Genomic DNA, 16,237 nt, shown 5'->3' on the forward strand with positions numbered 1-16,237 from the left:
AATAAATCGTCATTCATAATATTACAAAGGTAGCAACATTATGGTCTGTGCCCAACTTTTGGTACTGACCCTTTAAAGTATCAAACGAACCTTAAACTGCATTTTTAACAAATTGGCAATCCAATACCTATAACCTTAAAATCTAATCAATGGAATCCATTGAAAATTAATAGACCTTCAATGTTAACTGAATGTTAATAACTTGGTTTTGAAATCATGTATGTACCCTAAAATAGGATAATATTAAGAATTAATATTTTTATACAGAGTGATTTTGCGAATAACGAACCTTCTAAACAAATGTTAATGTTACGATTTTGTGAATATTTTTTAAGCTTAAATGTTAAAAAATGCAAGAGTGCACTGTGTTATTGAGTAGAAGTGTTGTGTGGTAATTATATATTTCTCATGATTAGGTATAACTTAATTAAATGACAAAGTCCTACTTATTAAATTTTTGAACTTTTTAGGGAGCAAACCTACAGTAATATGAGTATTATCGAGACAATTAAATTATTTTTTTCTGACAACAAAGCATCTGTAGAAAAAGTAAAGAGTGAAAATGAAGCATTTGATCCTGTTGTGAATAAGGCTTACTACAAGCTTTTGAATCAGCGAATCAATGAAAGAAAAAGCAATTTAGACAAACTGCAAAGAGCGGTAAGAGAAATGCAGTGCACGTTTAAGGAGAATCAAACAGAAGCATCTCACATTGCTAACTTGAAAGCATTAAATGCCATGATCGACTTGGAAGAGCATCGTTTGGTGGAAGAGTTTTAAGAAATTATCTATAAACTCTATCAATTTTGAACATTGCTACTTACAACGTTTTAAATGGTAAATGAATACTGAAAGGTTTAGTAATTTTAAGTTAAGAGTTAACAATTAAGGATAAAAAATCCCGGATTGTTAACTCTTACTTTTTTATCTCCTTTTAAGGACTAGGGCTGAAGAAAAGGGATGTTTTTAATGAAGAATAATGGTTCGTGAAATGGTTTTAATAGTGGTCATTAAACCACAAGGCATTGTGGCTCTACAAACGATACAGTTCATCGGTTTGAAAGCAAAAACCCTGTAGAGATGCCATAAAAACCATTTATTCTACATTCTTAATTCTTCATTAAAAAAGAGGCTCACCATTAGAGTCAGTGGTGAGGATGTTGCTCATATAATCAAAGAAGGGACGGATTTCGATAAATCCTTTCATCACAGTTTCAATAAAATCAGGAGCGATTACTTCTTCATCTTTAAGAGTTCTAAAGAAAATAAACTGCTTTTTTCTGATTAGATCAATTGCAGGGTCATTTTTATCAAATCCCCTTGGTGCCGATTTTAGCTCATCTCCATACATGTCACCGTAAAATGCTTTGAAAGAAGGAGCATTCATAATTTCTCTCAATTCAGTGGCGTCATAAGAAAGTTCTTCTCTGATACGTTTTAAATCATCGGCATTTGGCCCATAAAAACCTCCACCTACAATCGATTTGTCACCCGGTTCAATATGTAAATAATAGCCGCCTCTCAACATTGGTTTTACCCTAGAGAAATAACCGCTGAAATGTTTTTTGTAAGGAGATTTATCTTTTGAAAAACGCACATCTCTGTAAATTCTATAAATTTTATGTCCATCAATCTGATCAGTTTGTGAAAGTTCATCCTGAACAGACTGAAATAATTCTTTTACAGTTTTATGGTGCTTCTGATAAGTGGGTTTATTTTCATTAAACCACTCTCTATTATTGTTTTCTCCTAAATCTTTAAGGTATTGGAAAAGTTCTTCCGTTATCATATTAAGTTTTTTTTGATTGCGTATAAACTGAACTTTATAACGCATAGTTAGAAAGTATAACTCAGAATTGGAATGAATTTGTTGGACAAGATAAGGATTAAATTTATATTCATTTTTCAGAAAATCATCATTTTTTAAACTATGTCTGCAACAACAGTATTTCTAGTTATTTTTCTTTATTTCCTATTCCTGATGTTTATTTCTTATCTGACATCTGAAAAAGGTGAGAATCAATCCAATGCCTTTTTTACCGCCAACCGAAGCTCAAAATGGTATTTAGTAGCTTATGGAATGGTAGGGGCTACTTTATCAGGAGTAACCTTTATTTCTGTACCAGGGATGGTGGCAAAATCAGGATGGAGTTACTTGCAGTTTATGATGGGAAATATGGTTGGATATGCTCTTATAGCTTATCTTCTGATACCGTTGTTTTATAGTAAAAAATTGATTTCAATTTATCAATACCTAAAAAGCAGGTTTGGTATAGTGAGTTATAAAACCGGATCTTTTTTCTTTTTAGTTTCACAAACCATTGGCGCCGCATTCCGATTGTATTTGGCAGCAATGGTACTTCAAATTGCCTTTTTTGATGCGTTCAATATTCCGTTTGCGGTTTCTGTACTGATCACTATTTTACTGATTTGGCTTTATACTTTTAAAGGAGGGATAAAAACCATTGTATGGACTGATACACTGCAGACCACTTTTCTGATATTAGCGGCGGTTTGGACCATTTATACCATCGCATCCTCTTTAGGTATGAATCCAGCAAGTATGCTTTCTACAGTTGCTGAAAGTGAAATGTCAAATGTGTTTGTCTGGGATTGGAAAGCCGGAAATTTCTTTTGGAAACAGTTTCTGGCGGGAGTGTTTATCACCATTTCTATGAATGGACTGGATCAGAATATTATGCAAAAGAATCTTACTTGTAAGTCGGTGGGAGAGGCGCAGAAAAATGTACTTTGGTTTGCATTGGCGTTCTTTTTTGCTACTGTGGTGTTTTTAGTGTTAGGTGTTCTTTTATACGAATATACTTCTTATCATGGCATTCAAGTCCCTGAAAGGTCAGATGAACTATATCCTTTATTAGCCTTAAATCACTTCGGGTTATTTACAGCTGTAGTTTTCCTGTTGGGAATTACTGCCGCTGCATTTTCGAGTGCAGATTCAGCCCTAACGGCTCTCACAACAGCATTTTGTATTGACTTTTTAGGAATGGATGAAAAAGAGCAGGACAACAACCGCAAAAGAAAAATGGTACACCTTGGTTTTTCATTCGTGCTTTTTCTTGTCATAGTAGGCTTTAGAGTACTAAATGATGATACCGTTGTTTCTTCTGTTTTCAAAGCGGCAGGTTATACTTATGGCCCTTTACTCGGATTGTTTGTTTATGGCATTTATTCAAAACGACAAGTAAAAGACCGTTTCGTAGTCTATCTCTGTTTGCTTTCCCCAGTTTTATCCTACATCATTAATTTATACTCAAAGGAACTGTTTGCGGGATATCAATTTGGCTTCGAGATTTTATTGGTAAATGCTCTTATTACGATCATTGGTTTACGTGTTTTAACATTGAAGAATAATACTGTTAATAAATGATACTAGGTTGTTAGTATGTAAAAACGCACCAGTCATCTAATTTTTTTGAAAATAATAAGTGCCCAAATTACATTTAAGCATTGAAAATTTTTTAATCTATTTAGTGAGGTTCAAAAAATGGTTTTTATGACTATTAACTAGATGACACAATGAACAAATCTGAACGAATACTTTCACTTGACATATTTCGTGGCTTAACAGTAATTTTAATGATCCTGGTGAATAATCCAGGTACTTGGTTGGCTATTTACCCTCCGTTCCAACATGCAAAATGGCACGGATGCACACCTACTGATTTAGTTTTTCCTTTTTTCCTTTTTATCGTGGGAGTTTCTATAAGTTTTTCCATGTCTAAGGTGAAGAAAGATCCTTTTAAAAGACCTGTCGCTATGCGTAAAGCATTGTGGAGAGGAGCAAAACTGATAGGAATAGGTCTGTTTTTAGGGCTTTTCCCGTTTTTTAATTTTGCAGAAATGCGTGTTCCAGGCGTTTTACAGCGTATAGGAATTGTATTTGTTGTCACTTCTACCTTGTTTTTATATGCTGATCGCAAAACCACAATTGCCCTATTTGTCAGCGTTTTAGTAGTATACTGGTTAGCGATGACGTTAGTGCCAATTCCAGGTGTTGGTGCTCCAAATCTAGACGACCCTAATGGAGTTCTATCATCTTATATAGATCAATTAATTCTGAAAGGACACATGTGGTCAGGAACGAAAACATGGGACCCAGAAGGATTATTTACAACAATTCCAGCAATTGGAACCGCAATCTTGGGCTTGTTTTCTGGTGAAATTGTAAAAGAAAACAAGGGGGTAGAAGTAGTAAAAAAATTACTGATTTTAGGTTTTGCAAGTGTAGTAATCGGACAGCTTTGGAACATTGTCTTCCCTATCAATAAAAGTTTATGGACCTCCTCTTATGTGATGTATACAGGAGGTTTGGGCGCAATTACACTAGGATTATCCTATTATTTATTTGATGTCAAAAAAATAGGAAGAAATCAGGTCTTAATACCAAAAGCTTTTGGTTTGAACCCTATGGCCGCCTACGTTTTAGCAGAAATGATTGCCCGTTTGATGGCTGTAATTTCAATAGGAGAAACATCTATCAAAGGACATTTATTTGCATTGATCACTTTTGATGGAGTTCCACTGGAAGCAAGCAGTTTAGTGTTTGCAGTGCTTTATGTTGGAGTGGTTTGTATTCCCATCTTGATCTTGTATAGAAAAAATATTGTAATCAAAGTATAGTATTCGCGCATATATACAGTTTTATTCGATTTTTATTCAGAGTTTTAGAGGTTAATTTTCTTCAGAAGATTAGCCTCTTTTTTTACAGGTAGATACTTTCTCTTAAAATTTATAATCTCAAAAAAACAGACCCAAATTTTATAAGTTTTAAGTGCTACGTGATTCACATAGGAGGTCAATTTTCGACGATCACTTAGTATTGTATACACATCTTTGATTAACTTTAGAAGAGTACTTCGAATTTCTTATTTATTGATTTTGAATGATAAGTTTAATAAAAGACAGTAAAAAACGAACCTTCTTATTGCTTTTCTCTTTGAGTATAGCATTGACATTTGGGCTTCTGCTTACATTGAAGCTCTTATTTGAAAATCAGCAAATCCTTTTTGACAGTCAAGTCAACCGATATAATTCATACCGATTAGGTGATGCACTAAAACAAAGTGATGATCTGCTAACGGAATATTGTAAAAACTATGTGGTAACACGCGACAGTATATGGGAAGAAAAATACTGGGAAGTGGTAGCGATGCGTGAAGGTAAAATTCCGCAAGGAAGTGGATGGACCCGTTCGATTTTGGATAGTATGTATCATATGGGCTTTTCTGAAGAAGAATTCAGTTTATTAAAAGAAGCGCTTGATAACTCCAATCAATTAATAGAAAAAGAGACTATGGCTTTTAATGCCTCTAAGGGACTCTTTTTGGATAGTTTAAATCAATATACCGTAAAAGGTGAGGTGAATATGGCACGTGCCCTTGAGGCATTGCATAGCAAAGATTATTTGTTGTTGAAAAAAGAAATTGCGGAGCCGCTTATTAAATTTGAAAGCCTTATTGAGTCCCGAACCAAAACAACGGTGGAGACTTTAAGGGATAAAGGGGAGTTCCTGCTCTTTTTGACCTTGCTTTTTATTATCGTAACAATTTTAGTTTCCATCATTACCTATTCTTTGATCATTAAAAGACTGAATCAGAAAGAAGAATTGGCAGAAGAATTGGCGGAAAGGAGTAACGAACAGGCTTGTTTGTATAGAGTTTCTCAGCTTTTAGAAAACACGGATAAAAGCATTGAGCATGTACTGGAATCCACCGTTTTTATTATTCCATATGGATTGAAACATGCTGATGATTCTTATGTGAGAATTACTTTCAACACGAACGTTTATGTGTCTGTTAATTTTAAAGAAACAAGTGTCAAGCAATCTGTTCCTATCATTATTCAAGGGGAGGAACTAGGGAAAATAGAAGTATTTTATAAAAGTGAAATCAATGCGAAGGGTATCAGTGAAGAGGTGAAACATTTGATTGAAACCATCGCTACATTGTTATCTAATTTTTATGAAAGGAATACCTATTACAAACACCTCAAAAAGACCAACAATAGCCTTCAAGAAGAAATAAAATTGAAGGAGGCCACTGAGAAAGAATTGAGGAAGAGTGATGAAAGGTTTACACTCTCTACGAAAGCCAATAACTCTGGTATTTGGGATTTAGATGTACATACAGGTGTGTGTTATTGGTCGCCAATTCATTATCAGATCTTAGGTTATGATGAAGGGGAGATAATACCAACTATTGATTTTATCAGAAGTATCATTCATCATGAAGATCAGTCCCCTTTTGATCAGCATTATAACGCACATCTAAAAGAAGGAAAGCCTCTTGATCATGAAGCCCGTTTCTTCACCAAGCAAAAAGAAATCAAATGGTATCATATTACGGGGGCATCTTCTAGGAATGAGTCTGGAGCTTCGAAAAGGATCGTGGGCACTTTTACGGATATAACAGAAAAGAAAGTTGCCGCCACTGCTTTATTAGAAAAGGAACAGCAATTACAATACGCTTTGGATGTTTCTAATGAAGGGATTTGGGAGATATTTAAAGACACAGAGGGGATCTTATTCAGTGAGAGATGTTATTCGATGCTGGGATTTGAACCTGATGAAGAGGGAGAAAATCAACAGCAGTTCTGGCAAGCAATTTTGCCATTAGAAGAGCAAAGCAAGGCTTTGGTCAATCAAATTGAAAAAGTACAGACTGAAGGTTTTCACGACAGTATTTATAGAGTAAGAACGAAAGAAAATGCCATTAAATGGATTCATACGAAAGGTAAAGCAGTGGAATTTGAGGCTGATAATACTCCGAAAAGAATAGTAGGAACGATGTCAGATATCACAGAACGTATGAAGCAGGAGGAGAAAATTGTGAATGCTGTGCTTGAGACAGAGGATAAGGAGAGAAGCAGAATTGCAAGGGAAATTCATGATGGTTTGCAACAGACGATGACCACTTCTCTGATGAGTTTTGAGAAATTAAGATCATCATTAGAATTCTCCGATGAGAAAGAGAATGAACGTTTTCAGTTAGGGTATAAATACCTCAAAAATGCTATAGAGGAAAGCCGAAATTTAGCGTATAATCTGATGCCTAAAGTGGTAGATGAAAATGGAATTGTGGAAGCGGTGAACGCCTTGATTACGGCCATACAGCCTTCGACAAAAACACTCTTTGTTTTTGATCAGAACCTAAATGAAATCCGCTTGAAGTTATCCATAGAAATGACGCTTTACAGGATTACACAAGAAGCGATTAATAATGTAATGAAGTATGCAAATGCTGAAAAATGTACGATACAGTTATTGAAACATTCTGATGTGTTGTTGCTGACCATTGATGATAACGGGCAGGGTTTTGATCATGTGGAAACACATAAAACCTTTGGCATTAATAGCATGAGAACAAGGGCTGAATCTCTTGGAGCTTATTTTGAAATCAATAGCCAAAAGGGGAGAGGAACACAAATTTTAGTAGAATTACCATTGAAATAAAAATATGATAAAAGTGATTTTGGTTGATGATCATCATATGATCAGAAATGGATTGAAAACCTTTTTGGAAGAGGAGGAAATAACGGTTGTAGGTGAAGCGAAGAATGGTCAAGAGGGTTTGGAATTGATGCAGTCTCTTGATGTGGATTTGGTGGTGACTGATATTATGATGCCCGTGATGGATGGCATTGAATTTACTACTCAGCTTACAAAGCATCACCCTCAAATACCTGTATTGGCATTAACGATGCTCAATGAACATCAAAACATAAAGCAGATGCTCACTGCGGGTGCAAAAGGATATATTTTGAAAGATTGTACGCAGGAAGAGCTGATTAATGCCATTAAAATAGTTCATAGTGGTAGTAATTATTATTCTGCCAATGTCACACAGGTCATTATGCAAGGGCTTTCATCTAAGCCTAAAGTAAAGAAAAGAACCATTACAGATATTGCCCTTACAGAACGTGAGTTGGAAGTGTTGCATTTGATTTGTAAAGAAAAAACGAATAAGGAAATGGCGGAAGAGTTGTTTGTGACTACCCGTACAATTGAAGCACATAAAAGAAACTTGATAGAAAAAACAGGCTGTAAGAATGTGGCAGGATTGGTGCTGTATGCAATCGAGAGAAATTTGTTTTCTGATCTATAAATTCTAATATCACAAAGGCCTATTTTGACAATAAAGTGAACTCTCTACGTGAAACACCAATATTAAGATTATGGTTTTTCACCTAAAAATATTCATCAACTAATCCCGAATTTTACATCATTGAATACGTAATAGTAGTAATACATAACATCAAGAATTGTAAAGTAATAGTTAGTTGAGTTTTAAAGGTCCGGTTCTGATTGAACCGGACTTTTTTGTTGTACTAACGGGCTTACGTGAAACACGTAGAGCAACTATGTGTTTCTCTATTTTTATGAACTGTGGTGATAACACAATATACAAGAAGTCTTATTTGAGGAACTTTGTAGAAGTTAGTACAAATAAAATAAATAGATATGTATAGAATAATTTTAATCACAGGAGCTATTTCATTAGTAATTTTCTTTATCAAATTAGCCTTAAAAAAGTAAACCCATATTAATATGTTAAGATTCTTAAAATCAATAAATTATAGAGCTATGATAATTATAATTCTTTGTAGTATCATACTTTTCTCCTGTAAAGGAAATAAGTCTGATCAGGTAAATATTGATAAAGAACTGAACCGTATTTCTTTAACGGATGATTACATTCCAGCATTAGATTTTCAAGAAACAAGGTACGTTTCAGCCTATTCCAATTTATATTACAGAAGTGCAAAAACAAACGTGTATTGCACTGTGGTGCTTAGCATTAGAAATACAAGTCTGACAGAATCAATTTATGTAGATAAAGTAGATTATTACGATAGCTTTGGTGAATTAATCTCCTCTTATGTGCAGGAAACCAATAAATTGAGACCTTTAGAAACTAGAGAATTTTTAGTAGAATACAATGATCAGGAAGGAGGTTCTGGAGCTAATTTTATTGTAAATTACGGTGCTTCAAATGAACTGAAAGATTTTCCAATAATTGAGGCCGTCAGCATCGGTCATGTGGGGAATAATGGTTTTGCAATTACTTCTCCTTCACAAATTATCTCTTCAAACCCTAAATCATAAATATGTTGAGTAATGAAATTATTTTATTAGTAGCTTTTTTTATAGCGGTAGGAATTCTGCTCTATAACCCCAGTAAAAATTATGGTGTACCGGCCGCTCTGATATTTATTGGAGTAGGCCTTTTCTTGGGTAATGATACAGACTCTTCATTTGCGTTTCACAACCCTATGCAAGCAGACCTTATCAGTCAGTTGGCTTTGGTGATCATTATTTTTGTGGGGGGATTGCATACCAATATTAAAGATATCAAAAGAGTATTTGCCGAAGGTTTGCTCCTGTCTAATATCGGTGTTTTCGTCACCACATTTGCCTTAGGTTATTTTGTGAGTTTAGTGACTCCCCTTGGGTTACTAGAAGGACTGCTTTTAGGAGCCATTGTTTCATCTACAGATGCGGCCGCTGTATTTGGCGTGTTGGAATCTAAAAATATGAAGATGAAATACAATGCCGACAAAGTATTGGAATTTGAATCTGCGACCAATGACCCCATGGCATTAATTTTAACATTGGTCTTTGTAGAGATTATCAAAATGGGAGCTACTACTGCAGAAATTGTTTATTCTGATTACCTGACTTTCTTTGTGCAGCAGATATTTGTCGGTTGTGGCTTATCCTTTTTCTTATTTCTAATGATAAAATACATCTTGGAAAAAATTGAGTTTGTAGAGGAAGGTCTGATTCCAATCTTTTTACTGTGTGCTTTGATCGTCTTTTTAAAGGTAAATGATTCTCTGGGAGGAAATGCCTTAATAGGAGCATATATATTGGGAGTGATGCTCAATACCGTAGATTATCATTACAAAGACAATACACTGCACTTCTTCAATAGTATTTCATGGTTAGCACAATCGATTATGTTCTTGTTGCTTGGCCTTCAAATTGATCCTATTGAGTTATTGGATATTATTCCATTAGCAATTTTGCCTGCTTTATTTTTATTCTTGATTGCAAGGCCTCTAGGTGTTTTTGCTTCTTATATTCCAATAAGACAGTCTTACAGGAAAAAATTATTTATATCATGGAGTGGGTTGAAAGGAGCAACACCAATTGTATTTGCATTGATCCCATTAATAGAAAACCTGCCTAATGCGGTATTGATTTTCTACATCGTCAGTTTTATCGTGTTTTTATCATTGCTCATTCATCCTTTTTCAATGGAGTGGGTGGCAAAGAAAACGAAGGTTTTACGATAAATTTTACATATTTGGTTAAAATAGATATTTAGAAGGAAGACTGTGGGGGCGTTGCATTGCAACGTCCACTAAACCATAACAAAAACCATTTTTTCTTCATTCTTCATTAAAAAAACAGACCTTATACTTCATCAAAGAAATATAAGGTCTGTTTTTATATAAAATAATAATTGACTATTTCGCCAAATTATAGGTATCTCTAGCGATCATTACTTCCTCATTTGTAGGAATAACAGCCACTCTTACAGGAGAGTCATCTGCTGAAATTACAGCTTCCTCACCCATTGTAGCTTCATTCTTAGCCGGATCTAATTTGATGCCAAGACCTTCTAATCCTTTTAAGATTTCCTTACGAGCATTAATGGCATTTTCACCGATTCCGCCAGTGAAAATAATCGTTTCCACACCGCCTAATGTAGCCATATAAGTACCAATGTATTTCTTTACATCATAATGGAACATTCTTAGTGCAAGATCAGCATCTTCATTGCCTTTGCTTGCCGCAATAGAAACATCTCTATAATCAGAAGATACACCAGAAACGCCATAAAGGCCAGATTCTTTGTTGATCAAGTCAGAAATACCTTTCACATCAAGATCTTCGTGATCAGCGATAAAAGGAATTACACCTGGGTCAATAGATCCACATCTCGTACCCATCATAAGACCGTCAGTAGGAGAGAAGCCCATTGAAGTTTCAATTGATTTACCATCTTCAATAGCCGCTAATGAACTACCATTACCCAAGTGACAAGTGATCATTTTGTTTGTTCTGTCTTCACCGTACAACTCTTTTGCACGAGTAGAAACATACTGATGACTTGTACCATGGAAACCATATTTTCTCAACCCATATTTCTTGAAGAAACTGATAGGCAAAGCGTATACCGCTCTTTGTTCAGGAATAGTGTGGTGGAATGCAGTATCAAACACTGCAACCTGAGGGATGTTGCCAATCGCTTTTTCGATAGCCTCAACACCTTTGATGTTAGCAGGATTATGCAGTGGTGCCAGTTCAATACATGAAGTGATACCGTGCATTACATCGTCATTAATCAAAACACTTTTAGAGAATGTAGAACCACCGTGTACTAGTCGGTGTCCAACGGCCGATAAATCGTCAAGTGAAGAAAGAATATTAAGCTTTTCATCTGTGATGATGCTTAATAAAAACTCGATTCCTTTGGTGTGGTCAGGTATTGTTAATCGGATTATTTCTTTGTGTCCTTCGCTGTTTTTAACTGTAATTGAAGCGTCTGGCAAGCCAATTTTTTCTATCAATCCTTTTCCAATTACCTTCTCAGAAGGCATTTCAATGAGTTGGAACTTGATAGAAGAACTACCAGAGTTAAGTATGAGAATTTTCACTTTAATACGTAGTAAATGATATAAAATTTTTCGTAATTCCAATATCCCAACTATCTCATACAATTACAGCGATAAAAATCACCCTTTTGCAAATGTTAAAAGGTAACAGGTGTAAAAGGGTGATCTTTTAAGAAATTTATACAATTTTTTATGGTTTTATTTTAACTCCCATAAGTAATATATCGTCAATTTGCTTTACGCTAGAATTATTATTTGCATTGACCCAAGTCTCATAAAAATTCTCCAATGCAGACTTTTGTTGTGCCATCGGTTTCGATGATACCATCAGGATTAATTCCCTTAAACGCTTGCTCGAAATTTTTCTATCATTCTCACCTCCAAACTGATCTTGATACCCATCTGAGAACAGGTAAAAACAAGTTGAGGTATTTAATGGAATGATATGTTCTTTGATATTTAATTTCTTATCAGAAGACCCTAAACTCAAGCGTTCTCCTTTAAGGTGGTATATGTTATTATTCTGTACGAAAACAAGAGGAGTATGCGCCCCTGCAAAGTGTACTTTCTGATTGTTTTTATCCCAAACCAAAACGCCCATATCCATACTGTCTCTGATGCTAGTACTTTCATCTAGCTGCAACATATGATGCAAGCATGAATTCATTTCTAATAAAATTCTAGCCGGAGAAGTAACGCCTCTCAGTTTGACTATCTGCTGAAGGAAGCCGTCGCCAATCATAGACATCATTGCCCCAGGTACACCATGCCCAGTACAATCTGCCACAATCAGAATAGATTTATTCTCCCTTTCGTTCTCATAAGTCCAGTAAAAATCACCAGATACAACGTCTTTTGGGCGATACATTAAAAAGTATTCCTCCCAAACTTTATTCAATGTTTCACCCGCAGGAAGGATAGCACTTTGGATACGCTTTGCGTAATTGATACTGTCCCTTAAGTTTTTGGTGGTCTTCTCAATTTGAATATTTTTCTGCTCCACCATATCTCTTTGCGCTGCAATTTCCTCATTCTGTTGCTCCAGCTCATCATTTTTCTCATTCATAGCATTATTGAGCGATTGTAATTTCTCGGTCTGTGCCATGATTTCCTCATTCTTTGATGCCAGTTGAGTAGCTTGCGTTTCCAGTTCTTCTTTCTGCTCCTCCAGCTCTGCCGTAGCATTTTGAAGTTCCAATGTTCTTTCCTTCACCTTCAATTCCAATGTAGCCTTTGCGTCGGCTTCCATCTGTAACATTTTATTGATCGCAATATTTTTCTCTTCTCTGTAAATCGCGTATTTCTTACTCAATGCAGTAAAAAGAAGCGTTACCATGATGACATCACCATATTCGAGAATTCTTGAAGTGATTAAATTATCAGGAACTACACCTTTCATTCTTCCCACAAAAAGTAAAAGTGCTGTAAGGTAGATACTAAATGAAGCAATGTAATATCCGGAAAAGCGGTTTCCTTTCAAATAGGATACAATTCCTACTCCCAAAGAAAGCATAGTAAAAGGAATAGAAGTGCCTGTTACAATCTGAATAGCGGTATAATAAGGAAGAAATAATGCTCCAAATACGGCAATTACCCCAATTGCTAATCCACCAAAATTCAATTTGTGAGCGATCGGTGATAATTTACGGGTTCTTAAAAAGAATAAGTTGAAAGTAGAAACACCCACCATCCAGATACCGATAGACAGGGGTGTAATTTTATTGGCTAAATAAATATTGTTCGGGAAAAGGAACTGGAAAGTATGTCCCGACAAAGAGAATGTAAATAATATTTTAGCAATAATCGGAATTGGGAAAATAAGGTAGCTGATGTCTTTTGTGGGAAGATAGGTAATCAAACCTAAAACTGCCATCATCACTAGAATACCGAAAAACAACCCAAAACCAATCTCATATTTAGAATTTATCTCCGCAAACTTCCACGGTCTGTACAATCGCATAGGGATTTTGACAGAACCATCCGTTTTCACTTTAAAATACATGCTTGTTACACCTGTACCTTCTACCTGCAGCGGAAAAACATAATTGTGATGCTGAATAGGGCGATGATTGAAACTGACATGATCTCCCGTGGCCACATGATCGATCAGCTGACCATCTTTGACAACATAATAATCGACAAAATCCAATGGAGCATAATTGACTTCTACTAGCCAGTCTGGTTTCATAGACTTCTTTTCATTTTCTATGTCCACTCTTACCCAATAGGTAGATTGACCATATTCAAAACTCACATTAGAAGAATTTTTCCAAGGTGTAAATTTTGTAAAAGTAGGACTGGAAATTTTTGCAAAGTCCACTTCGTTGGTAGGGTCGATGTAAAAATAGGCTTTTGAAGCGGCGTTCACATAAGGCTTTGATTCCTTTAAAGTGAGCTTGTGTTCATTTATACCAGCATAAGAATTTATTGTACACAATATTCCTATACAAGCGAATAAAAACTTAAGCATATAATTATGTTGAGTTTAAAAAGTCTAAACAATACGGATTGGCTTATTAATGAGGGTACAATTTCACTATTTGATTTAACAATACCAATAATTAATTTGATTATTTTAACTTTGAGATAAAACATTAACAAAGCAATTTGTTGATTGAATGATTTTATCAACCTCAAAAAGACAAAAATGAAAGGTGATTTATGGCTGTTTAACCCTCATTGTGAGCTATCTATACTCAAAGAACAGCAACATTATACCCCACCTAAAATGATAAGGAAAGTGCAAAACGACCTTTCTATGTTAATGGTATGGCTTGCGGATGAAAACGACAGCATATTAACGGAAAATCATAACGTAAATAAAGAGTGGTTGAGTCTATTGCAAAGTGTTGTGGGATTTGATTTTAAATTTGAGTCTCCCAAAAGCATAAAAGATCATAATCGTACCTTTAGCGGTGTGAAATACTGGGGTAAATCACCAAGCATAGTCACAGATTTACGCTTTTTGTCACCTAAATACAATCAATATTTCGAATGGAATTCTGAGGTTAGAAAGATCTTTCACCGTGAATTTGGTTATGATGTATTGAGTTATGTAGTTGATAATGAGTCAAGTAATGTTATTTCAAGTGCAAGCTTAGGGAGATTTTGTACTAGAGTGGATGAAGTGGAAGATGAAATCAATAAAGTGTTTAGTACAAATCCGTACGGTGTAATAATGAAACTTCCGTTTAGTTCTTCAGGAAGAGGTATATTAGTACTCAAAAGAAATGAAATCACACCAAGTGTAAAAAAATGGATGGAAAGTGCTTTGAATCAGCAAGATAGCATTTTAGTGGAACCTCTGCTTCAGAAGGTATTTGATTTCTCATTATTATTCAAAAAGTGCAAAAATGAAATCACTTTTCTAGGCGGTTCATCTTTCCTTGCAGGCTTGACAGGACAATATTACGGGTCGGCATTAAATTCCTTCCAACAGTCTTTTTCATCCTCAGAATGGAAAACGATTCTAAAAGTGATCGATTTAATAAAAAATAAATTAAAAGGCGAAAAAGCTTTAGAAGGTCACTTTGGAATTGATGCATTGATGTTTGAAGATAGCAATGGAGAAAGGATCATTCATCCATGTATAGAAATCAACCCAAGATACACAATGGGGCACATCACATTACGCCTAGAAAAAGCCGTGCCCTCCCATAAAAGAGCAGAATGGAGAATCGTCACAAAACACGAAGTCAAAGATTTTACAGCCTTTGAAAACGAAATGGAAAAAAAGCATCCCCTTCAAATCGATCACGGTAAAGTTCAATCTGGATTTTTACCCTTAGTAGATGTAAATTTGGTTCAAAATTATTATGCGTACCTCTTAGTGAAAGATGAAGAAATATAGATTAAAGCTAACCACTCTCGAATTTCGCTTTCTGCAAAGCATCCTGATCCGCTTAGCAGAAGCCTACAAAAATAAACTGCCTGACAATATTGCTCATCAAATCCTAATTGAGCTTTATGAAAGCAGATTCAACGTATCTGTCGTTGATCAAAACTTGGAGAAAACCTTGGTGCTAAATCGTTCGGTAGTACTTGCCTTCCATCAGTTTCTAAATGAAATACCCCTTTCTGGTGACGCTGACTTGTTGAGAAATCAATTGTTTAATCAGTTTGATGTTTTTTTGCAGGGTTAGGGGTGTTGGTTCGGTAATTTATGGTTTGTTAAGTGTAGTTGGATAATGAGATAAATAATTAAAAACACAAATGAATAATATCAAGACATTTATGAAAAAAAGAATCATCATTCCAATGCCATTATTGCTGAGTTTCTTTGTCTTGAAAAATAAGTTCATCGACAGTGATAATAGTTTGATTTATAATTATTGCTTTAACAGGTTGGTGTATATTCCAGATGAAACAAATGCAATTCTATATAATGATAATGTTGTCAGTACCTTAAAGTTTATAACTAAAAGATTGAAAATAGATAAGGAGGAATTAATTCAAGGGTACTCTACCCGATGATAATTGGATAACTTTCTAAAAAGGAAGAAAAGTTGTTATTTTAAATTTCCTACAAAATAAAACAAACAACTTTTCATGAGCCTTAACTCAGTAGCAAATCTACGAAAAACATTTGATGAAT

13 protein-coding genes are annotated in these 16,237 nt (G+C 35.0%); 10 read left to right on the plus strand and 3 right to left on the minus strand.

Going from position 1 to position 16,237, the window contains the following annotated elements; genetic code table 11:
• Positions 1-489: 489 nt before the first annotated feature.
• Positions 490-780, plus strand: a complete 291-nt coding sequence (locus tag HHU12_RS30440; protein WP_169660514.1) for a hypothetical protein — start codon at positions 490-492, stop codon at positions 778-780.
• Between the two features lie 340 nt (positions 781-1,120).
• On the opposite strand, the gene HHU12_RS30445 is transcribed toward HHU12_RS30440, so the two are convergent.
• Positions 1,121-1,789 carry a DUF2461 domain-containing protein gene (locus HHU12_RS30445; RefSeq protein ID WP_169660515.1) on the minus strand — a complete coding sequence of 223 codons (669 nt, stop codon included), beginning with the start codon at positions 1,787-1,789 and terminating at the stop codon, positions 1,121-1,123.
• 141 nt (positions 1,790-1,930) lie between these two features.
• On the opposite strand from HHU12_RS30445, the gene HHU12_RS30450 reads away from it, so the two are divergent.
• From HHU12_RS30450 to HHU12_RS30475, 6 genes are all read left to right on the plus strand, one after another.
• Complete coding sequence (locus tag HHU12_RS30450) at positions 1,931-3,388, plus strand: sodium:solute symporter (RefSeq protein ID WP_169660516.1); 1,458 nt, start codon at positions 1,931-1,933, stop codon at positions 3,386-3,388.
• Positions 3,389-3,537: 149 nt separating this feature from the next.
• Complete coding sequence (locus HHU12_RS30455; protein WP_169660517.1) at positions 3,538-4,641, plus strand: acyltransferase family protein; 1,104 nt, start codon at positions 3,538-3,540, stop codon at positions 4,639-4,641.
• Positions 4,642-4,903: 262 nt separating this feature from the next.
• Positions 4,904-7,471, plus strand: a complete 2,568-nt coding sequence (locus HHU12_RS30460; protein ID WP_169660518.1) for a PAS domain-containing sensor histidine kinase — start codon at positions 4,904-4,906, stop codon at positions 7,469-7,471.
• 4 nt (positions 7,472-7,475) lie between these two features.
• Positions 7,476-8,123 carry a response regulator transcription factor gene (locus tag HHU12_RS30465; protein WP_169660519.1) on the plus strand — a complete coding sequence of 216 codons (648 nt, stop codon included), beginning with the start codon at positions 7,476-7,478 and terminating at the stop codon, positions 8,121-8,123.
• A gap of 479 nt (positions 8,124-8,602) precedes the next feature.
• Complete coding sequence (locus HHU12_RS30470; protein ID WP_169660520.1) at positions 8,603-9,124, plus strand: DUF3124 domain-containing protein; 522 nt, start codon at positions 8,603-8,605, stop codon at positions 9,122-9,124.
• 2 nt (positions 9,125-9,126) lie between these two features.
• A complete protein-coding gene (locus HHU12_RS30475) occupies positions 9,127-10,317 on the plus strand; it encodes a potassium/proton antiporter (RefSeq protein WP_169660521.1) in 1,191 nt (396 codons plus the stop codon).
• Positions 10,318-10,491: 174 nt separating this feature from the next.
• Here the strand turns inward: HHU12_RS30475 and HHU12_RS30480 are convergent, their stop codons facing one another.
• Together HHU12_RS30480 and HHU12_RS30485 are read right to left on the minus strand one after the other, a co-directional pair.
• A complete protein-coding gene (locus HHU12_RS30480) occupies positions 10,492-11,685 on the minus strand; it encodes an acetate/propionate family kinase (protein ID WP_169660522.1) in 1,194 nt (397 codons plus the stop codon).
• Positions 11,686-11,833: 148 nt separating this feature from the next.
• Positions 11,834-14,113: a 7TM-DISM domain-containing protein gene (locus tag HHU12_RS30485; protein ID WP_169660523.1), complete on the minus strand. Its 2,280-nt coding sequence runs from the start codon at positions 14,111-14,113 to the stop codon at positions 11,834-11,836.
• Between the two features lie 177 nt (positions 14,114-14,290).
• Here HHU12_RS30485 and HHU12_RS30490 point away from each other — a divergent pair, with 177 nt between their 5' ends.
• The 3 genes from HHU12_RS30490 (at position 14,291) to HHU12_RS30500 (ending at position 16,116) form a co-directional block, all read left to right on the plus strand.
• Positions 14,291-15,493 (plus strand): hypothetical protein, encoded by a 1,203-nt coding sequence (locus HHU12_RS30490; RefSeq protein ID WP_169660524.1) that lies wholly within the window; start codon positions 14,291-14,293, stop codon positions 15,491-15,493.
• Entirely contained in the window at positions 15,480-15,785 is a 306-nt protein-coding gene (locus HHU12_RS30495) for a hypothetical protein (RefSeq protein WP_169660525.1), read from the plus strand. Before HHU12_RS30490 ends, HHU12_RS30495 begins: the two co-directional genes overlap by 14 nt.
• 91 nt (positions 15,786-15,876) lie before the next feature.
• Positions 15,877-16,116 carry a hypothetical protein gene (locus HHU12_RS30500; protein WP_169660526.1) on the plus strand — a complete coding sequence of 80 codons (240 nt, stop codon included), beginning with the start codon at positions 15,877-15,879 and terminating at the stop codon, positions 16,114-16,116.
• Positions 16,117-16,237 lie beyond the last annotated feature (121 nt).

Source organism: Flammeovirga aprica JL-4 (genome assembly GCF_012844305.1).
Taxonomy (GTDB): Bacteria; Bacteroidota; Bacteroidia; order Cytophagales; family Flammeovirgaceae; genus Flammeovirga; species Flammeovirga aprica.